Origin of the sequence: Micromonospora sp. NPDC049171 (assembly GCF_040648275.1) — a bacterium.
GTDB lineage: Bacteria > Actinomycetota > Actinomycetes > Mycobacteriales > Micromonosporaceae > Micromonospora.
This window is the reverse complement of record NZ_JBEZDJ010000014.1, coordinates 132592-151318: the sequence shown is the minus strand read 5'-3', so window position 1 is coordinate 151318 and position 18727 is coordinate 132592. Positions and strand designations below refer to the sequence as shown.

Here is an 18727-nt window from a genome sequence, read left to right as displayed (position 1 = left end):
CCGGCCCGGTTGGAGGCGGCCGGTCAGGCCGGCACCACGTACGGGAAGCTGGCGGCGCGGGCAGCCCTGGTGACGTCGGGAGTGAGGCCGGACGTGGTGCCTGTGTTGAGCACCAGGGAGAACATCACCTCGGGTGCGTTGTCGGCCATGCCGCGGCCGTTGCGGACCGCGAAGCCGTAGTTGGCCGCCGTGCCGACCTGGTAGGACAGCAGGTCGGGGTAGAGCTGTCGGGCGACGCTCCAGCCGTACGCCTGCGGGTCGGGGGCGGTGCCGTTCGCCTTCACGACACCGGCGACGGCGGTGGCGATCTCCTCGCCGTCCTCGGCGAGGTCCTTGCTCGGGTGCCGGAAGTTGGCCGGGTCGGAGAAGTCGGTGTCGTGCGGCCAGAAGATCGGCCACATCATGGGGTGGCCGGCGCGGTTGATCTGCCGCCATCCACCGGCGTCGGTGGCCAGCATCGTGCGGCACCAGACGCCGATCTCGGTGCCGTCGCGCAGCAGCGGCTCGTCGTGGGAGACCTCGAGGACTATCGACTCGACTGTCGTACCGGCGAAGCTGTTCTTGGCCTGGTCGACCCGCCACGCCGAGCGGTCGACAGGTGCGCCGTTCTGCACCGCGCCGTTGATGGTGGCGAGTTCGTCGAGGTCGACATAGAACGGGTCGGTGATCCGCCCGGCCCAGATCCGGACGTTGCCGCCGGTGGACACCTCGCCGGTGTGCCCCTCGGCGATGGGTGTGCCCATCGCGGCGTCGTCGCGGGCATCGGATCCGGCAAGCTCGTACAACTGGAACGTCTGCCTGCCGTCGCCGTCCGGCTCGCCGAAGGCGAATCGGTAGGTCAGCCCCTCCTCCTCCGCACCGTTGAAGTGAATCTTGATCTCGTAGCGTGCCTCGGCGTGGAAGCCGCGCTTGATGTCGGCCTTCGTCACCGAGCTGTTGACGTCCATGACGAACACCGTGGCGCGGTCGCCGTCGAAGACGTACAGGTCGTCGATGTAGAGCTGACCGCCCTGGGCGGCGAGGGGGGTGTCGAGATGGTGCGACATGAGCTGACTCCCGAAATGCCGGATTCTGGACGTATCCGAACATAGCGGGGCATCAGGCGGTCTTAGTCCTATCGAGGTAAACCCGGGTCGCGGACGGTGGTGGGCCGCCCGGAGTCGCTGCCGGACGGCCCACCCGCTCGTGCCGGCGTCGTCAGACGCGGGACCACTTCTGGTTGGCGGCGCCAAGGCAGTCCCACAGGTGCAGCTTGCCGCCGTTGTTGGGGTTGGCTTCGCGCACGTCCACGCACCTGTTGGCATTGAGGTTGACCAGGTCGCCAGCGGCGTTGAGGGTGAAGCGCTGCGCGGTGTTGCCGTTGCAGCTGACCAGGTTGACCTCGGTGCCGTTCGCGGTGCCGGCCCAGGCGGGGTCCATGCACTTGCCCATCGCGCGGACCGTCCCGTCGGAGGCGAAGGTCCAGGCCTGGGCGGCGGTCGTGTTGCAGTCCCAGATCTGCAGCTTGGCGCCCTCGACCGGGTTGGCGCTGGGGATGTCGATGCAGCGCCCGCTCTGCGCACCCCTGATCCGGCTGGTGCCCGGTGCCGGGTCGCCGCCACCGGGGGTGTAGCTGGAGACCCGGACGTAGTCGACGAGCATCTGCTGCGGGAACTGCGTGGAGCCGTCGGGGTAGCCGGGCCAGTTACCGCCCACCGCCACGTTGAGGATCATGAAGAAGGGGTGGTCGAACACCCAGCGGTTGCCGCCGAGTCGCGCGGGATCGACCCGGTGATACTGGACCCCGTCCAGGTACCAGGTGATCACGTTCGGCTCCCAGTCCACCCGGTAGGTGTGGAAGCCGTCGGCGAGTGGTGCCCCGATGGTGCGGCTGCCGGTGATGCCGCCACCGCCGGAGTAGCCGGGCCCGTGCACGGTGCCGTACACGGTGTTGGGCTCCCGGCCGATGTTCTCCATGATGTCGATCTCGCCGGCGTCGGGCCACCCATCGCCGGTGCCGAGCATCCAGAACGCCGGCCAGATGCCCTGGCCGCGCGGAATCTTGATCCGGGCCTCGAACCGGCCGTAGGTCTGGGTGAAGGTGGCCGCCGAGAGCAGCCGCGCCGACGTGTACTCACAGCGCCCGTAGTGGCACTGGTAGTTGGCGGGATTGTCCCGGCGGGCCGTGATGACCAGGTTGCCCTGGCCGTCGTGCACGGCGTTGCTGGTGCTGTTGGTGTAGTACTGCCGCTCGTTGTTGCCCCAACCGCTGCCGCCGATGTCGAAGCGCCACTTGTTCTGGTCGACGGGTGTGCCGGCCGGCGAGTTGAACTCGTCCTGCCAGCTGATCGGGCCGATGGCGGCCTCGGCGCGGTCGGGGTGCGCCGGGACGAGCGCGCCGACTGTCGCGACCACGGCGGCCGCCAGGAGTACGAGAGGACGAGAGCGGAGGCTGAGGCGGGTTGTGAACACGGGAGGCTCCTCGGCGGGGGAGTGGCGGAGGCTGCACGGCGAGAGGACGGAGAGCGCTCTCCAGACAGAAGCATGTCGATATGGGGACTTTCTGTCAAGAGTGTTTCCAGTAGCCCGCACGGCGCGGCCGAGTGTTACTCGACAGCTGTCGAATCGACACTTCCTATTGCCGTGGGACGTCCACCCGGGACAGGATGACGAGGCGTGCCGGAAACCTCCTCGTAACCCGCACGCTGCTGGTCTCTGTCACAAGGAAGTGGGAGTCAGTCATGAGCGACGCGTCGACGGCGCTGGGTGTGCGCCTCTACCCGGACCTGGTCGAGCGGGGTGGTCTGGCCCCCGCGCTCGTCGAAACCGGCACCCGACACGGGCTCGACCTGGGCCGGGTCACCGCCCCGGAGCAGGGGCGCGGCCGGTTCACCTGCGCCGAGCTGCACTCCGACCAGGGCGTGGTCTGCGTGACGCTGGGCTCGCAGGCCCGCTACTTCATGATCGACCTGCGGGTCTCGGGCGAGGTGCTGGCACGTGGCGACGTGATGGACCTGCTGCAGGTCGCCAGGGTGGCCGCGGCCTGGCGGGCCGGGCTGACGGTCGCCGAGCTCACCGCCCAGTTCCCGTTCATGGAGGAGATCACGCACCGCCCGGCGCCCGTGGCCCAGGTCAGCTAAGGCCTTAGGGCCACGGCGGCGTCAGCAGCGCAGCCGGGGTGGCAGCGGCGTCTCGGCGCCGACACCGCGGTTGAGGTAGGTCGACTGGACAAAGGCGACGAAGCGTTCCGCGTCGGTCGCGGTGGACGCCAGTCCGAACGAGACACGGACCGCGCCGCCGGTCGGCAGGCGCAGCGCGGCGAGGTAGTCGTCGATCGTGTCGACCCGCGCCAACAACCGCCGCCGCACCGACTCCCGGCTGATCCCGAACGCGCCCTCGCCCGCGCCCGGATTGCAGAAACAACCGGTACGCAAGGAAAACCCGGCTTCCGCCGACTCCCGCGCGACGAGCCGCTCGTCGACGAGGGTGCCGTCCGGGTCGCGGAGGTTGAACGTCACGGTGCCGCCGCGGCCCGCGCCCGTCGTCGGCCCGTACACCTGGACCAGGGGTTGGCCGCTGGCGTGCCGCAGCGTGGTCAGCCGCTCCAGCAGCCACTCGGTGAGCAGGCCGACCCGGGAGTGCACGAGGTCCACGCCGATCGAGCCCAGCCATCGCAGGCCGAACTCCACGTCCGGGATGCTCAGGAAGTTGAGGGTGCCGTCCTCGAACGCCGACTCGTCGTCCATCGACCGGTGCCAGTCGCCCTGCACGCTGACCGCGCGGATCGTGCCGCCGGCGAACCACGGCCGGCGCAGCCGGGCCAGCGCGTCGCGGCGGGCCAGCAACGCACCGACCCCGGTCGGGTAGCCGAAGAGCTTGTACCAGCTCAGACACACGAACTCCGGCCGGACGACGCTGAGGTCCAGCCGATTCGTCGGCGCGAAGGCGGCAGCGTCGAGCAACACGTCGTACCCGTGCTGGTGGGCCAACTCCACCCAGCCCAGCGGGTGCTGCACACCGGAGAAGTTGCTCTGCGCCGGATAGGCGAACAGCCCTCGCCGACCCCGACGCCACCGCCGGCCCAGCCCACCACGGCCGGCATCGAGCACGGTGACCAGGTCCGAATCGGCGACCCGCAGCTCCGGCCCACTCAGCGGTACGTAGCGCACGGGCGAGCCGGCCGTGCGAGCGTACTCGCGGATGCCGTTCACCGAGTTGTGGTTGTCCCAGGTCAGCACGAGCGGAGCGGCGTGGCCGAAGTCGTACGCCTCGCCGACCAGCCGACACGCGCCTGTCGCGTTCGGGGTGAAGACGACCGCGTACTCGGACGGGTCCGCGTGGAAGAAGTCGAGCACGGCGCGTCGTGCCGACTCCACCAGGGACCCAGCCGCCGCGCTCGTGGGACTCTCCGAGTGCGGGTTGCCGTACAGGCCGGCGAGCAGCCGATCGTGGTGTTCGCGTACCTGGGCGTGTGCGGCGACCCCGGCCCCGGCGTAGTCGAGGTACACCTGCCCGGCGGTGTCCAGGTGCCGGTATTCGGTGGCGCGCAGTTCGTCGAGCCGGCCGGTGGCGGCGTATCCCGGCAGCGTCGTGGGGGAGGTGTGCGGTGGCGGCTCAGCTCGCACGACGGGAGTCCCGTCGGGCCAGCACCGCCCAGGCGGCGCCGAGGAAGAGCACCGTGAAACCGCCGAGCACCAGCCAGTTCACCCACACCGGCCGGGAGAAGCTGTCGCCGTACGTGGCCAGCAGCGGCGGGCCGAGCGGTGAGCCACCGTCGCGCCAGAGTCGTTCCACCCCGGCGGTGTGCCCCAGGCCCTCGAACGCCCAGCGGTTCGACATCGCGAAGCTGAGCCACTGGCCGCCGACCGCCATGGCCGGCACCGGCAGGATCGCGCCGACGAAGAGCACCTGTGGAAAGCAGAGCATCGGCAGCAGGAGCGTCGCCTGGGCCGCGTCGGAGACCGCCGCGGAGCACAGCAGGCCGAGGGTGAGCGCTGCCGCCGAGGAGAGCAGCAGGGTCACGTACAGGGCCGCGAAGGCGGTGCCGTCGACCGGCGGCAGCCGGTCGATCCCCCGCAACACACCGAGCAGGGCCAGGTCCACCAGGGCCAGCAGCGGCAGCAGCACCGCGACCTTCCCCATCAGGTACGGCAGCAGCCGGACCCCGGCCAGCCGCTCCCGGCGCAGGATCGGTAGCTCGGTGCAGATCTGGAGCAACCCGTAGGTCAGCCCGAAGAAGAAGCCGCCGAACGCGATCCAGAACAGGATCATCACGGTCACGGTCGGGCTCGGCCGGGTCGGCTCGAACGCCCCGGGCCGGAACAGCAGTGCGAACATGCCGAGCACCAGCAACGGCGAGCCGAGCAGGATCGCCAGGGTCAGCCGGTTGCGGACGACGATCTCCGCGTTGCGGGCGGTGAGCACGGCCCACTGGCGCAGCCGGCCGACCCGCCGAGGTGGTGGCGTCGCGTGGTCACCGCCGCCGATCGCGGGGGCCGGCGGGCCGGCCTCGCGGTACGCGGCGAAGCGGTCGGGCCACTCGGCCGGGTGCGCCGCCTCGTCGAGCCGCGGGTGCACCTCGACGAGGGACCGCAGGTCGAAGAACTCCCGGGCGGCGGCGGGCGTGCCGGCGAACGCCAGACGGCCGTGTCGGGTCAGCACGACGACCTGGTCGCAGTGGTCCACGTCGGTGATCTGGTGGGTGGTGAGCACGACTGTGGTCCCCGTGTCGGCGAGCGTGCGCAGGACCCGGAGCGTCTCCACGGCGATCGCCGGGTCCAACCCGGAGGTGGGCTCGTCGAGGAAGAACACGCCGGGCCGGGCGAGGAGCTCGACGGCGATGCTGGCGCGTTTGCGCTCACCACCGCTGAGCAGGCCCACCGGCACGGCGGCCCGTTCGGTGAGGCGCAGTTCGGCGAGCACCTGCGCGACTCGGCGGGTCGCCTCGGCCGGCGTGGTGCCGGGTGCCAGGCGTAGCCGGGCGGCGTGGCGCAGGGTGCGGGCCAGGGGCAACTCCCGGTGGATGATGTCGTCCTGCGGGACGAAACCGATCGCGCCCACCGCGGCCGTGCCGTCGAACGTCACGGTGCCCGCCGTTGGCCGTCGTACCCCGGCCAGCAACTCCAACAGGGTGGTCTTACCGGCGCCGCTGGCGCCGATGATCGCGACCAGTTGGCCCGGTGCGATGGCCAGCGAGATGTCGTCCAGGATCTGGCGACCACCTCGGACACGCTGGCCCAGGCCACTGGCGGCGATGCCGACGCCGGTACGCGGCGGAGAGCTGGTCTGCTCGGTCGTCATGTCGGGTGCCCGATCCGGTCGGTGGTGGTCCGCCTGAACATCGTGCCCCGCCGATGCTACTGAGCGGGCGCGCGGTGCGCCCGAAGTGGACGGTCGACGACCGTCGTCCGTTCAGCCGGTGGTGGTCCGCGCCTGCGCCGGCACCTGGAGAAGATCAAGGCAGTTGCGCCACAGCATGTCCAGCTGGGTCGGATCGTTGAGCAACTTCGCGAGCAGGACCCGCCCCTCGATCTGCGCGACGATCGATCGGGCGGCTTCCCGGCTGTCGACCGCGGCGCCGGCCAGTCCGCGGTCCTTCGCCTCGACGACGACCTGCTCGATGAGGCTGATCTGTTCCTCGAAGATCTCCTGGAGCCGACCGCGGATCTCCTCGGCCTGGTTGCTGAGTTCGAGGGCGAGGTTGCCAAACAGGCAACCGGCAACCACGCCGGCCTTCTGCTGACCGGCGCTCTGGACTTCCTCGGTGGCCTCGAACAGGTCCCGAAGCCGCTGTAGCGGGTCGCGCTCGCCGCCGAGCAACTGCTCCCACTGGCGGCGCTGGGTGACCCAGTGCTCGTCGATGACGGTGCGGGCGAGCGCCTGCTTGGACTCGAAGAAGTAGTAGAAGCTGCCCTTTGGCACGCCCGCCGTCGCGCAGATCTCGGCCACCCCGAGCGCGGTGTAGCCGCGCTGCTCGATCAGCGCGGCGGCGGCGTCGAGGATCTTGTTCCGCGCGTCACTGGTCCGTCCCATGCTTTGACGATACACGACCGGTCGGCTAGCTTTTAGTCGACCAGTCGTCTAGTGAAGGTGATTTCCTCATGAGCAGCAGTCAGGGACAGCAGGTCGTCGTGATCACCGGTGCCTCCCAGGGCATCGGCGCCGACCTCGTGGACGCCTACCGCAAGCTCGGGTACGGCGTCGTGGCGACGTCACGCTCGATTGACGCGTCTGACGACCCGGAGGTCGTCACGGTTCGGGGTGACATCGCCGAGGCCGACACCGCAGAGCGGGTGGTACGTGCTGCTCTGGACCGGTTCGGGCGAATCGACACCCTGGTGAACAACGCCGGCGTCTTCGTCGCAAAGCCGTTCACCGACTACACCGACGAGGAGTTCGACCTGGTCACCAGGGTCAACCTCGCCGGGTTCTTCCACCTGACCCGACGCGTCCTGCCGCACCTGCTGGCCGGGGGATCGGGGCACATCGTCAGCATCACAACCAGCTTCGTCGACCAGCCCAGTTCGCACGTTCCGTCGGCGCTCGCGTCCCTGACCAAGGGCGGCCTCAGCTCGGCCACCAAGTCCCTGGCCATCGAGTACGCGGCTCGCGGCGTACGGGTCAACGCCGTCGCGCCCGGCATCATCAAGACCCCGATGCACCCGGTGGAGACGCACCAGACGCTCGCGGGCCTGCACCCGGTCGGCCGGATGGGCGAGACCAGCGACGTGGTCGACGCCGTTCTCTACCTGGAGTCCGCTCCTTTCGTCACCGGGGAGATCCTGCACGTCGACGGCGGCCAGAACGCCGGTCACTGACGCCACCCACACCTTGGAAGGGAGCACACGATGCCGATCGTGACCATCCAGATCACCCGCGAGGGCAGCACCGCGGGCGCGTCCGCCGCGACCGCCGAGGAGAAGGCCGCCCTCATCAGGGGCGTGAGCGAGTTGCTGCGCGACGTCCTGAACAAGCCGCTGACGTCGACCTTCGTGGTGATCGACGAGGTCGACACCGAGAACTGGGGTCGCGGCGGCCTCCCGGTCGAACAGTTCCGCCAGCAGCAGGCGACCGGGTAGGCCGAGGGCGCCCGCCGATGTGACGGGCAGGATCCGTACCGGTGGTGAGGGATCCTGCCCCGGCGGCATCAGCGGGTGGCGGTCGCCGTCCCGGTGGGGTCGCCCGAACTCGGCTGGGCCGCCGATACCTCGGCGAAGAACTGTCGCAGGGCGTCGGCGACCAGGGTGGGTGCCGTCATGGTCACGAAGTGCGACTGACCCGTCCAGACGAGGTGGCGCGCCGGCCGGATCGCCGTCGCCAGGGCGTTCATCATGGTGGGCATGGGCTCCCACGTGTCGGCGCCGGCCAGCAGCAGGGTCGGCACGGTGATCGAGGACCAGCGGGCGATGTCCGTGCTGTCCCCGGCGAGGGCCTCGAGATCGTGCAGCCAGCCGATCGCGGCGCGCCGCGCCTCGACCGGGTCGGGGGTCCGGTCGCCCGCCCCGGCGGCGAGCGCGGCGACGATCTCCGCCGGCACCCGTGTCACCTCGTGCAACGCCGCCGCCATCGCGGGGGCGTCGTCGCGTTCGAAGGCGGCACGGTATCGGTCCAGCAGGGGGGCGATCTCCGGCCCGGCCGCGAAGAGCGGAGGCTCGAAGATGGCCAGCGAGCGGATGTCGCGCGGATCGGCCGAGGCGGTGTGCAACGCCAGGGTCGCTCCGTAGGAGGCTCCGACGACGTGGACCCTCCGGCCGGTCCGCTGGCGGGCCGCCTCGATGACGGCGAGCAGGTCGGCGGTCTCGACCGCGAAGGACTTGGTGCCGGGCGGGACGTCACTGGGCCCGTATCCGCGTCGGGCCGGCATCCACACCTCGTGGTCGGGGGCGAGCTGGTCGGCGACGGCGGCCCAGGAGTGCAACCCGCCACCCGAGCCGTGCACGAGGACGACGGGGTCGCCGGCACCCAGGCGCCGGAGCGCCAGGCGCGTCCCGTCGGAGGACTCGACGTGCTGATCGTGGCTGTTCACTGTCGCTCCCGCGGGTTGGTCGGCCAGTTGCTCAGAGTGGTGTGGACCGCGTCGAGGATCGAGTGCCACGACGCGTCGACACCACGGGGATGCCCGAAACCGTCGACGTTTTCGAGGCTCGCGAAGCCGTGCAGGGTGCTGCGGACGAATCGCATCGCGTCGGTCAGCGCCGGCTCGTCGAGCCCGTAGCCACGCAGCATCGCGTAGCTCAGCTCGATCAGGCGCAGGTGCCCGGCCGACCTCGTGCCCACCTCGGGCGGTAACGGGAGCTGCGTCGCCGCGTACTGCCCCGGGTGCGCCAGGGCGAACGCGCGCCAGGCGTCGGCGAACGCGACGAGAGCCTGGTGGCCCGCCCGCCCGGCCACGGCGAGCGCGAGCTGGTCGGCGAACGCGGCCGCCGCCCGGACCGCGACGTGCTCGATCAACGCGTCGCGACTGCGGACGTGCACGTACAACGCGGCGTCCGAGACGCCGAAGTGTCGGGCGACGGCCGCGACGGTCAGCCGGGACAGGCCGACCGCGTCCGCCAGCTCGGCGGCGGCGGCGGAGACGCGCGCGCTGGTCAGACCCTGCCGTGGCATACCGAACCTTTGCCTCGCTAGGAACGAACTTAGGAGACCTAAGATAGCACCGCCGCATGAACGGCCCCGCCTGGGGAAGACCGGCTCCTTCACCGCCGAACAGGAGACCGGGATGCGAGCCGTCGTCTACGCCGACGTCCGGACCGTCGCGGTGCGGGAGGTGCCCGACGCGACGCTGGAGGCGGAGACCGACGCGCTGGTGCGGATCACCTCCACCGCGCTGTGCGGCACCGACCTGCACATGTACGACGGACGGACCGGCGCCGACCCCGGGCTGGTGCTCGGCCACGAACCGCTGGGCGTGGTGCAGGAGGTGGGTCGGGCGGTGCAGACCGTCCGGCCGGGCACCCGGGTGGTGATCCCCACGCACCTCTTCTGCGGGACGTGTGTGATGTGTGCCCGAGGGCTCTCGGCGGCCTGTCTGCGGGCGCGGGCCCAGGGGCCGGGTGCGGCGTACGGCTACGCCGGGATGGGGACCTACCGCGGCGCCCAGGCCGACCTGCTGCGCGTGCCGTGGGCCGACGCCAACTGCGTACCGGTGCCCGGCGAGCCGGGGGACGGGCACGAGGACGACTTCGTGCTGCTGGCCGACGCGTTCGTCACGGGGTGGCACGCCGCCGCCACCCTCGCCGGGGTCGAGCCCGGTGACACGGTGGCCGTCTTCGGTGCCGGCACCATCGGCCTGCTCGGTGCCTACTCGGCGCTGCTCCGCGGTGCCCGGGTCGTCTACTGCGTCGACGGTGTCGAGGCTCGGTTGGAGAAGGCCGGTGAGATCGGTGCCGTGCCGATCGACTTCCGTCGCGGGGATCCGGTCGAGCAGATCCGCGCCGACCGGGCCCGGGTCGGGCTGCCGCTCGGCGAGGAGAAGCTGGGCGGAGTCGACAAGGTGATCGACGCGGTCGGGTTCCAGGCCCGCGACCGGGAGCGGCCCGACCGGGAACGCCCGGACCAGGTCATCGCCGACGCCGCCCGGCTGGTCAATCCGGCCGGCGCGATCGCGGTCGCGGGCGTCTACCCGGAGCAGGACCTGCGTCCCGGACCTGGCGCGGACGCTCGCGAGGATCTCGTGGCACCGTGGGGGACGTTGTTCAGCAAGGGCGTCGCCGTCCGGTTCGGCCGCACCCACGACCGCCGCTACACCGTGCTGCTGCGTGACCTGGTCGTCGCCGGTCGCGCCCGGCCCAGCGTCGTCGTGACGCACCACGGCACCCTGGCCGACGCGCCGGAGTTGTACCGCAGCTTCGACCGCCGGGAGCACGGGGTGATCAAGGCGGTGCTGCACCCGAGCTGACGGGCCCGATCCGCCCTTAAGGGACGTTAAGCCGCGGATCCCTCTCCTGGTGGCGGGCGTGACGAGGTGATCATCGTCGATCCGGCCCGCAGATGGAGGCGTGGCTCACACCGTCGACCGAGGGCCGCTCCGGTGTCCCGCAGGCGGTGCCCGCGTCGCGGTCCCATCAAGATCACTCGATGACGCCGATCGTGCGGTCGGGCGGCACTCGGCGGGCCCGTCGCGGATCGTGCCTGGTGGCGGGGCCTGCCGACGGCTCCGGTGCCGATCATCGCGGCGCCGGCCATTTGACAACGTTGCCACAAGCAGGCGAAGGTGCCGGGAGGGGCTGCGGGTGCGGCTGTGACAGGCGAAGACTGGGTAACGTCGATATTGCCGGATTGTTACATTTTCAACAGTCCCTCGCCTTGCGGATGGCCCTCCGGCCGCAATACGTTGCCGTCAACAACAAAACCAAGTGAAGGTTCAACCTTCCGGAGGCAACCGATGACGTTGGCGAGGTGGTACGAGCGATGAGCAGCGTGCCGATCCTCCTTGAGATGCGCTCCATCACCAAGGAGTTCCCCGGAGTCAAGGCCCTCTCCGACGTCAACCTGGTGGTTCGCGCCGGCGAGATCCATGCCATCTGCGGCGAGAACGGTGCGGGCAAGTCCACGCTGATGAAGGTCCTCAGCGGGGTCTATCCGCACGGCAGCTATGACGGCCAGATCGTCTACCAGGGGTCGGAGAGCAAGTTCTCCGACATCCGGGCCAGCGAGAACGCCGGAATTGTGATCATCCACCAGGAGCTGGCGCTCATCCCGGGCATGTCGATCGCCGAGAACATCTTCCTCGGCAACGAGCCGCGCAAGCGGGGCGCGATCGACTGGAAGGCCGCGAACCGGATGGCACTGGACCTGATGGCCCGGGTCGGCCTCCAGGAGGACCCGGACACCCTGATCAAGGACATCGGGGTCGGCAAGCAGCAGCTCGTGGAGATCGCCAAGGCGTTCGCCAAGGACGTGAAGCTGCTCATCCTGGACGAGCCGACGGCCGCCCTGAACGAGGCGGACTCGCGGCACCTGCTGGACCTGCTGCGCGGGTTCCGCTCTCGGGGCATCACCTCGATCATGATCTCGCACAAGCTGAACGAGATCGAGGCGATCGCCGACCAGATCACCATCCTGCGCGACGGCCGGACCGTGGAGACCCTCGACGTCAAGGCGGACGGGGTCGACGAGGACCGGATCGTGCGGGGGATGGTCGGCCGTGAGCTGAGCAGTCGGTTCCCGGACCACACCCCGAAGATCGGCGACGTCTTCTTCGAGGTCCGCAACTGGAACGTCCGGCACCCGATCTCCGCCGACCGGCAGGTCTGCAAGAACGAGAGCTTCGTGGTGCGCCGCGGCGAGATCGTCGGCTTCGCCGGTCTCATGGGCGCGGGCCGCACGGAACTCGCGATGAGCATCTTCGGCCGCTCCTACGGGGTGTTCGAGTCGGGCACGATCATCAAGGACGGCAAGGAGATCGTCCTGAAGTCGGTCGCGGACGCGATCGACAACGGGCTCGCGTACGTCAGCGAGGACCGCAAGGCGATCGGCCTCAACCTGCTCGACGACATCAAGACGTCGACGGTGGCCGCCAAGCTGTCCAAGATCTCGCACCACGGCGTCCTGGACGAGGTCGAGGAGTACCAGGCGGCCGAGGCGTACCGCAAGGAGTTGCGGACCAAGGCCCCGACTGTCGACGAGAGCGTCTCCAAGCTCTCCGGCGGCAACCAGCAGAAGGTCGTCCTGGCCAAGTGGATGTTCACCGACCCGGACCTGCTGATCCTCGACGAGCCGACGCGCGGCATCGACGTGGGCGCCAAGTACGAGATCTACGGCATCATCCAGCGGCTCGCCGACCAGGGGAAGGGCGTCATCGTCATCTCCTCGGAGCTGCCTGAGCTGATCGGGCTCTGCGACCGCATCTACACCGTGTTCGAAGGCGCCATCACGGGCGAGATCGCTCGGGCGGACGCCACCCCGGAAAACCTCATGAAGCAGATGACCTCGACGAAGAAGTTGGCCTCCCGATGAGCCGTATCAAGGACCTTCAGAAGAATCTGTTTGGAGGTACGACCTCCAACGCGCGCCAGTTCGGGATGATCTTCACCCTGGTGGCGATCGTCCTGATCTTCCAGATCTGGACCAACGGGCTGACGCTGCGCTCGGACAACCTGATCGCGCTGTTCCAGCAGAACTCGTACATCCTGATCCTGGCCATCGGCATGCTCATGGTGATCGTCGCCGGGCACATCGACCTGTCGGTCGGCTCGGTCGCGGCCTTCACCGGCATCCTGGTCGCCAAGTCGATGACCGAGTGGGACCTGCCGTGGCCCGCCGCCATCGTGTTCGGTCTCGCCATCGGCGCGGTGATCGGCGCCTGGCAGGGGTTCTGGGTGGCCTACATCGGGGTGCCGGCGTTCATCGTCACCCTGGCCGGCATGCTGCTCTTCCGCGGCGGCAACCAGTTCATCGGCAACGCGCAGAGCATTCCGGTGCCGGAGGGCTTCCGGGACATCGGCTCCGGGTTCCTGCCCGAGTTCGGCCCGAACACCGGCTACAACAACGCGACGTTGCTGCTCGGCCTGGCCGCCGCGGTGGCCGTGGTGTGGCGCGAGCTGCAGGCCCGGAAGACCCGTCGGGCCATGGACGCCGACCCGGCGCCCATGTGGATCTCGGTCCTGCGAATGGCCGTCATGGTCGGCGTGATCGCCTTCGCGGCGCTGCGCTTCGCCAGCGGTCGGGTGGGCACCAGCTTCCCGATCTCCGGAATCATCCTGCTGGTGCTGGTGATCGCCTACTCCTTCTACACCCGCAACACGGCCGGTGGCCGGCACATCTACGCGGTGGGCGGCAACTCCCGGGCGGCCGAACTGTCCGGCGTGAAGCTCAAGCGGGTCAACTTCTTCGTCATGATGAACATGTCCGTCCTGGCCGCGCTGGCCGGCATGATCTTCGTGGCCCGTTCGGCGGCCTCCGGCCCGCAGGACGGCAACGGCTGGGAGTTGGACGCCATCGCCGCGGTCTTCATTGGTGGCGCTGCCGTCGCCGGCGGTATCGGCACCATCAGCGGGTCGATCGTCGGTGGTCTCGTCATGGCCGTGCTCAACAACGGCCTCCAGCTCGAAGGTGTGGGCACCGACAAGGTCCAGATCATCAAGGGCCTGGTCCTGCTGCTGGCCGTCGCGGTCGACGTCTACAACAAGAGCCAGGGGCGCTTCTCCATCATCGGGAGCCTGATGCGGCCGTTCCGCCGCGACGACTCCGCCTCACCGCCGGACGCGGAGCGCGAGCCCGCCAAGGCAGCGGTGTCCGGCTGACGGCCACCGACCCCTCACCACCCTGTTACACATCCAGAAAGGCAAGTCCTCACCATGCGTAAATTCTTCGGCACGTCGGTGGTCGCCATCAGCGCCGCCGCCATGCTGGCCCTCGCTGGCTGCGGCTCCGGCCGCGACGGCGACTCCGGCAGCTCCGGTGGCGAGGCCAAGGGCTTCGCGGCGAACTCCCTGATCGGTGTCGCCCTGCCGGCCAAGACCTCCGAGAACTGGGTTCTCGCCGGTGACCTGTTCACCAACGGTCTCAAGGAGGCCGGCTTCCAGGGTGACGTGCAGTACGCCGGCGCGTCGACCACGGTCGCCGACCAGCAGGCCCAGATCACCGCCATGGTGACCAAGGGCGCCAAGGTCATCGTCATCGGCGCGACCGACGCCGCGCAGCTGTCGACCCAGGTCGCCGCGGCGCACCAGGCCGGCGTGAAGGTCATCGCGTACGACCGCCTGATCAAGAACACCCCGGACCTCGACTACTACGTCGCGTTCGACAACTTCAAGGTCGGCCAGCTCCAGGGCCAGGCCCTGCTGGACGGCATGAAGGCCAAGAAGCCGAACGGCCCGTACAACATCGAGCTCTTCTCCGGCTCGCCGGACGACAACAACGCCGGTGTCTTCTTCGACGGCGCGATGAGCGTGCTCAAGCCGGAGATCGACAAGGGCAACGTCGTCGTCGCCTCGGGTCAGAAGGACGTCAAGCAGACCGCCATCCAGGGCTGGAAGGCCGAGGGTGCGCAGGCCCGCATGGACCAGCTGCTGACCTCGACCTACGGCACCAAGCCGCTCGACGGCGTCCTCTCCCCGAACGACACGCTGGCCCGCGCCATCCTGACCTCGGTCAAGGGCGCTGGCAAGCCGACCCCGATCGTCACCGGCCAGGACTCCGAGGTCGAGTCGGTCAAGTCGATCGTCAAGGGCGAGCAGTACATGACGATCAACAAGGACACCCGCAACCTGGTGAAGGAGACCATCAACATGGTCAAGGCTCTCCAGGCCGGTAACGCCCCGCAGGTGAACGACACCAAGTCCTACAACAACGGCAGCAAGGTCGTCGACACGTACCTGCTCCCGCCGGTCGCCGTCACCAAGGCGAACGCGGCTGAGGCGTACGCCAACGACCCGAAGCTCGCGCCGCTCACCAAGTAATCACCGCACGGTAGGCAGCAACGCCGATGGGTCCCGGGTCTCCTCTACCGGGACCCATCGTCGTCCTCGCGCCACCGCGCCAACCGGCTTCGACCCGGAAGGAGGTCTGACCGTGGCGACACCCGTCCGGGCCAGGCCAGCCGGCGTCGGCCGCACCACCGAATCCCCGCTGCCGTCGGTCCCCGGCGCCAGCCAGGAGGAGATCCGGCGGCAGAACCTCGGCGCCGTGCTGCGCTACGTCCACCTGCACGGGCCGACGTCCCGCGCCGAGTTGACCAGCCGGCTCGGCCTCAACCGAAGCACCATCGGCGCCCTCGCGGCCGACCTGGTCGCCAGCGGCCTGGTCACCGAGGAGGCACCGACCACCGCCCGCCGCGCCGGCCGCCCGTCACTGGTGGTCAGTCCCCGCTCCGACCGGGTGTACGCCCACGCGTTGAGCATCGACGCGGACCGGCTACGTGCCGCCCGGGTCGGCCTCGGTGGGCAGATCCTCGACCGGCGGGAGATCTCGCGACCCAGCGGCATGTCGGCCATCGACGCCGTCGGGCCCCTCGCCGGCCTGGTCCGGGACATGGAACGGTCCGTGGCCACCGACGCGCTGCTGGTCGGCGGTGCCGCCGCGGTCACCGACACCACCCGCGACCCGGACGGCCGGATCCGGGTCGCCAGCCTCGACGAGACCCTCGCCGTCGCACTGGAGGCGGAGTTCACGGGAGCACCCGGCTTCGTGGCCGGTGACCTGGCCGACATCGCCGGGCTGGCCGAGCACGTCCGGGGCGTGGCGGTGGGCATCGACGACGTCATCTACCTGCACGGCGACCTCGGCATCAGCGCCGGCATCATCGTCGGTGGCCGACTGGTGATCGGCCACCGTGGTCACAGCGGCAAGGTCGGCCACATGGTCGTCAACCCGAACGGTCTGCCCTGCGGCTGCGGCTCACGTGGCTGCTGGGAGACCGAGATCTCCGAAGCCGCGCTGCTGCGGCACGCGGGCCGTGACCCGAGCGACCGCGGTGCGGTGGCCGAGGTCCTGCGCGCGGCGGCGGACGGCGACCGAACTGCCCGCGCCGCGGTCGAGCAGGTCGCCGGGTGGCTCGGCTTCGGGGTGGCCAACCTGGTCAACGTGGTCAACCCGGACGCGGTGGTGTTCGGCGGGTCGCTGCGCGACATCTTCACCGCCGGGGCGGACGTCGTCCGCGGGCGGTTGGACACCATGCCCCTGCCCGCCTCCCGCGAGCACCTGCGGCTGCGCGCGGCGGCACTCGGCCGCGACGCCGTCCTGATCGGCGCCGCCGAGTTGGCCTTCGACAAACTCCTTGCCGACCCGCTGAACGTCGGCGTGGCCGGCCAGGTCGGGACCACCGAGTAGCGAGACCCTCCGCCGAGCGCCCGCCCCGGGTCTTCGGCCAACCCTCGTCGACACATCGATCCCGTATCTCCTACCGTATGTTGTACGGTAGCCTCCGTCGATCGCCCGCGGAAGGGTTGATCGCCTGCGGAAGGGGAGCACTGTGCCGACAAGAGGCGACGCGATAGTGGCCCAGGGGCTGCGTAAGCGGTATCGGGACCGCTACGCGCTGGACGGCTTCGACCTGCGGGTGCGGCCGGGGACGGTGTGCGGCCTGCTCGGCCCGAACGGGGCCGGCAAGACCACCTCGGTACGCATCCTGTCCACCCTGCTGCGCCTGGACGAGGGTCGTGCCGAGGTCGCCGGGTTCGACGTGACGCGCCAGCCCGACCAGGTGCGCTACCGCATCGGGCTGGTGGGTCAGCATCCCGCGCTCGACGAGGCGCTGAGCGGCCGGCAGAATCTGGTGCTCTTCGGCCGGCTGTTCCACCTGGGTCGCCGCCGCGCCCGGCAGCGAGCGGTCGAGCTGCTGGACCGCTTCGGTCTCGCCGACGCGGCCGAGCAGCCGGTCCGCACGTACTCGGGGGGTATGCGCCGCCGGCTCGACCTGGCGGCCGGCATGATCCTGGCACCCGACGTCCTCTTTCTCGACGAGCCCACCACCGGACTGGACCCGCGTGGGCGCAACGAGGTGTGGCAGACGGTCCGGGAGTTGGTGCGCACCGGCACCACCGTGCTGCTGACCACCCAGCACCTGGACGAGGCCGACCAACTCGCCGACCGGATCTCGGTGGTCGAGGCCGGCCGGGTGATCGCCGAGGGCACCCCCGACGACCTCAAGACCCGGCTCGGTGGCGACCGGATCGAGGTGGTCGTCGCCGCCCCGACCGACCTCGCCGTCGCCGTTGCCCAGGTACGCCGGGTCGCCGGCGACGAACCGACTGTCGACGCGGACCGGCGGATGGTGAGCGTCCGGGTCGGCCACCGGGCCGGCGCGCTCGTCGACGTGCTGCGGGCGCTGGACGCCGTGCACGTCCCGGTGGCGGACGTCGCGCTGCGTCGCCCCACCCTGGACGACGTCTTCCTGCACCTCACCGGGCAGCGGACCCGCACCACTGAGGAGGTGGCCGCATGAGCGTGGCCAGCACGCCCGTCCCGGCGGTGGACCTGACGCCCGGCCGGCCCGCCCTCGTGGCCGACAGCGCCACGCTGATCTGGCGTGGCCTGGCCCGGTGGCGACGCGATCCCGGCCCGCTGGTCGCCGCACTCGGCTTCAACATCCTGATCGTGCTGATGTTCGCCTACCTGTTCGGTGGCGCGTTGCAGGTGCCCGGCGGCGGCAGCTACCGAGAATTCCTGCTGCCCGGCATGTACGTGATGACAATGGTCTTCGGCATCAGCCTCACCACGATCGCCGTCGCCGAGGACCTGGAGCGTGGGGTGACCGACCGGCTCCGGTCGATGCCCGTCGCACCGCTGGCCCCGTTGGCGGCCCGGGCCGTGGCCGACATGCTGTTCGCCCTGGTCACCCTCGCGGTGCTGCTGCTGACCGGTCTCGCCGTCGGGTGGCGGGCGCACGGCGGGGCCGGTGCCACACTGGCGGCGGTGGGGCTGATCCTGCTGCTGCGCTTCGCCCTGATCTGGGTCGGCATCTTCCTCGGGCTGGTCACCCGCGGGCAGACGGCCGTGGTGGCCGTGCAGACCCTGGAGTTTCCGCTCGGCTTCCTGTCCAACGCGTTCGTCGCACCGTCCACCATGCCCGCGTGGCTCGGCGCGGTGGCCGCCTGGAACCCGCTGTCGGCGACCGTCGGCGCCACCCGCGAGTTGTTCGGCAACCCCGGCTGGGGTGGTGACTCCTGGGCGGCGCAGCACTACCCCTGGCTGGCGGTGCTCTGGCCGGTCGTCCTGGTCGCGGTCTTCCTGCCGCTCTCGGTCGCCCGCTACCGGCGACTGGCCGGCTGACCCGCCCGACCGATGCGCCCCCGGTGGTCGACCCACC

The 18727-nt window shown here is 70.3% G+C and carries 17 protein-coding genes; 10 read left to right on the top strand and 7 right to left on the bottom strand.

Features of this window, described 5'->3' with window-relative positions; translation table 11 throughout:
• Window positions 1–23: 23 nt before the first annotated feature.
• Complete coding sequence (locus AB0B14_RS19360; RefSeq protein WP_357523345.1) at window positions 24–1046, bottom strand: DUF4331 family protein; 1023 nt, start codon at window positions 1044–1046, stop codon at window positions 24–26.
• Between the two features lie 151 nt (window positions 1047–1197).
• The gene (locus AB0B14_RS19355) at window positions 1198–2451 is read right to left on the bottom strand and encodes a family 16 glycosylhydrolase (RefSeq protein ID WP_357523343.1); all 1254 of its coding nucleotides are present in this window, start codon (window positions 2449–2451) and stop codon (window positions 1198–1200) included.
• A 269-nt stretch (window positions 2452–2720) separates the two neighbouring features.
• On the opposite strand from AB0B14_RS19355, the gene AB0B14_RS19350 reads away from it, so the two are divergent.
• The gene (locus tag AB0B14_RS19350) at window positions 2721–3119 is read left to right on the top strand and encodes a hypothetical protein (RefSeq protein ID WP_357523341.1); all 399 of its coding nucleotides are present in this window, start codon (window positions 2721–2723) and stop codon (window positions 3117–3119) included.
• A gap of 21 nt (window positions 3120–3140) precedes the next feature.
• Here the strand turns inward: AB0B14_RS19350 and AB0B14_RS19345 are convergent, their stop codons facing one another.
• From AB0B14_RS19345 to AB0B14_RS19335, 3 genes are all read right to left on the bottom strand, one after another.
• Window positions 3141–4604, bottom strand: coding sequence for an aminotransferase class V-fold PLP-dependent enzyme (locus tag AB0B14_RS19345; RefSeq protein WP_357523339.1), 1464 nt, complete (start codon window positions 4602–4604; stop codon window positions 3141–3143).
• Window positions 4594–6279 (bottom strand): ATP-binding cassette domain-containing protein, encoded by a 1686-nt coding sequence (locus AB0B14_RS19340; protein WP_357523337.1) that lies wholly within the window; start codon window positions 6277–6279, stop codon window positions 4594–4596. Before AB0B14_RS19340 ends, AB0B14_RS19345 begins: the two co-directional genes overlap by 11 nt.
• 111 nt (window positions 6280–6390) lie before the next feature.
• Window positions 6391–7011 carry a TetR/AcrR family transcriptional regulator gene (locus tag AB0B14_RS19335; protein ID WP_357523335.1) on the bottom strand — a complete coding sequence of 207 codons (621 nt, stop codon included), beginning with the start codon at window positions 7009–7011 and terminating at the stop codon, window positions 6391–6393.
• A gap of 68 nt (window positions 7012–7079) precedes the next feature.
• On the opposite strand from AB0B14_RS19335, the gene AB0B14_RS19330 reads away from it, so the two are divergent.
• Entirely contained in the window at window positions 7080–7796 is a 717-nt protein-coding gene (locus AB0B14_RS19330; protein WP_357523333.1) for an SDR family oxidoreductase, read from the top strand.
• Window positions 7797–7826: 30 nt separating this feature from the next.
• Window positions 7827–8057: a 4-oxalocrotonate tautomerase family protein gene (locus tag AB0B14_RS19325; protein ID WP_357065356.1), complete on the top strand. Its 231-nt coding sequence runs from the start codon at window positions 7827–7829 to the stop codon at window positions 8055–8057.
• 68 nt (window positions 8058–8125) lie between these two features.
• Here the strand turns inward: AB0B14_RS19325 and AB0B14_RS19320 are convergent, their stop codons facing one another.
• The gene (locus AB0B14_RS19320) at window positions 8126–9004 is read right to left on the bottom strand and encodes an alpha/beta fold hydrolase (protein WP_357523331.1); all 879 of its coding nucleotides are present in this window, start codon (window positions 9002–9004) and stop codon (window positions 8126–8128) included.
• Window positions 9001–9585, bottom strand: coding sequence for a WHG domain-containing protein (locus tag AB0B14_RS19315; protein WP_357065359.1), 585 nt, complete (start codon window positions 9583–9585; stop codon window positions 9001–9003). The genes AB0B14_RS19320 and AB0B14_RS19315 overlap by 4 nt, the downstream gene beginning before the upstream one ends.
• Window positions 9586–9697: 112 nt before the next feature.
• Between AB0B14_RS19315 and AB0B14_RS19310 the strand changes: the two genes are divergently transcribed.
• The 7 genes from AB0B14_RS19310 to AB0B14_RS19280 all read left to right on the top strand — a co-directional run bounded on the left by AB0B14_RS19310 (window position 9698) and on the right by AB0B14_RS19280 (window position 18690).
• Entirely contained in the window at window positions 9698–10876 is a 1179-nt protein-coding gene (locus AB0B14_RS19310; RefSeq protein ID WP_357523329.1) for an alcohol dehydrogenase catalytic domain-containing protein, read from the top strand.
• Window positions 10877–11388: 512 nt separating this feature from the next.
• Window positions 11389–12936 carry a multiple monosaccharide ABC transporter ATP-binding protein gene (mmsA, locus tag AB0B14_RS19305; RefSeq protein ID WP_357065365.1) on the top strand — a complete coding sequence of 516 codons (1548 nt, stop codon included), beginning with the start codon at window positions 11389–11391 and terminating at the stop codon, window positions 12934–12936.
• Window positions 12933–14222, top strand: coding sequence for a multiple monosaccharide ABC transporter permease (gene mmsB / locus AB0B14_RS19300; protein ID WP_357065367.1), 1290 nt, complete (start codon window positions 12933–12935; stop codon window positions 14220–14222). Before mmsA ends, mmsB begins: the two co-directional genes overlap by 4 nt.
• Before the next feature lie 54 nt (window positions 14223–14276).
• Window positions 14277–15380 (top strand): sugar-binding protein, encoded by a 1104-nt coding sequence (locus AB0B14_RS19295; RefSeq protein WP_357065369.1) that lies wholly within the window; start codon window positions 14277–14279, stop codon window positions 15378–15380.
• A 169-nt stretch (window positions 15381–15549) separates the two neighbouring features.
• Window positions 15550–16749, top strand: a complete 1200-nt coding sequence (locus tag AB0B14_RS19290; protein ID WP_357523405.1) for an ROK family transcriptional regulator — start codon at window positions 15550–15552, stop codon at window positions 16747–16749.
• A 142-nt stretch (window positions 16750–16891) separates the two neighbouring features.
• Window positions 16892–17863: an ATP-binding cassette domain-containing protein gene (locus AB0B14_RS19285; RefSeq protein ID WP_357523327.1), complete on the top strand. Its 972-nt coding sequence runs from the start codon at window positions 16892–16894 to the stop codon at window positions 17861–17863.
• Window positions 17860–18690: an ABC transporter permease gene (locus tag AB0B14_RS19280; RefSeq protein WP_357065372.1), complete on the top strand. Its 831-nt coding sequence runs from the start codon at window positions 17860–17862 to the stop codon at window positions 18688–18690. The genes AB0B14_RS19285 and AB0B14_RS19280 overlap by 4 nt, the downstream gene beginning before the upstream one ends.
• Window positions 18691–18727: the final 37 nt, after the last annotated feature.

Excerpts from the sequence above, each read along its gene's own strand:
- AB0B14_RS19335 (WP_357523335.1), bottom strand. The coding sequence starts at position 7,011 with ATGGGACGGACCAGTGACGCGCGGAACAAGATCCTCGACGCCGCCGCC.
- AB0B14_RS19340 (WP_357523337.1), bottom strand. The coding sequence starts at position 6,279 with ATGACGACCGAGCAGACCAGCTCTCCGCCGCGTACCGGCGTCGGCATC.
- AB0B14_RS19325 (WP_357065356.1), top strand. The coding sequence starts at position 7,827 with ATGCCGATCGTGACCATCCAGATCACCCGCGAGGGCAGCACCGCGGGC.
- AB0B14_RS19360 (WP_357523345.1), bottom strand. The coding sequence starts at position 1,046 with ATGTCGCACCATCTCGACACCCCCCTCGCCGCCCAGGGCGGTCAGCTC.
- AB0B14_RS19280 (WP_357065372.1), top strand. The coding sequence starts at position 17,860 with ATGAGCGTGGCCAGCACGCCCGTCCCGGCGGTGGACCTGACGCCCGGC.
- mmsB (WP_357065367.1), top strand. The coding sequence starts at position 12,933 with ATGAGCCGTATCAAGGACCTTCAGAAGAATCTGTTTGGAGGTACGACC.
- AB0B14_RS19350 (WP_357523341.1), top strand. The coding sequence starts at position 2,721 with ATGAGCGACGCGTCGACGGCGCTGGGTGTGCGCCTCTACCCGGACCTG.
- AB0B14_RS19295 (WP_357065369.1), top strand. The coding sequence starts at position 14,277 with ATGCGTAAATTCTTCGGCACGTCGGTGGTCGCCATCAGCGCCGCCGCC.
- AB0B14_RS19330 (WP_357523333.1), top strand. The coding sequence starts at position 7,080 with ATGAGCAGCAGTCAGGGACAGCAGGTCGTCGTGATCACCGGTGCCTCC.
- mmsA (WP_357065365.1), top strand. The coding sequence starts at position 11,389 with ATGAGCAGCGTGCCGATCCTCCTTGAGATGCGCTCCATCACCAAGGAG.
- AB0B14_RS19315 (WP_357065359.1), bottom strand. The coding sequence starts at position 9,585 with ATGCCACGGCAGGGTCTGACCAGCGCGCGCGTCTCCGCCGCCGCCGCC.
- AB0B14_RS19310 (WP_357523329.1), top strand. The coding sequence starts at position 9,698 with ATGCGAGCCGTCGTCTACGCCGACGTCCGGACCGTCGCGGTGCGGGAG.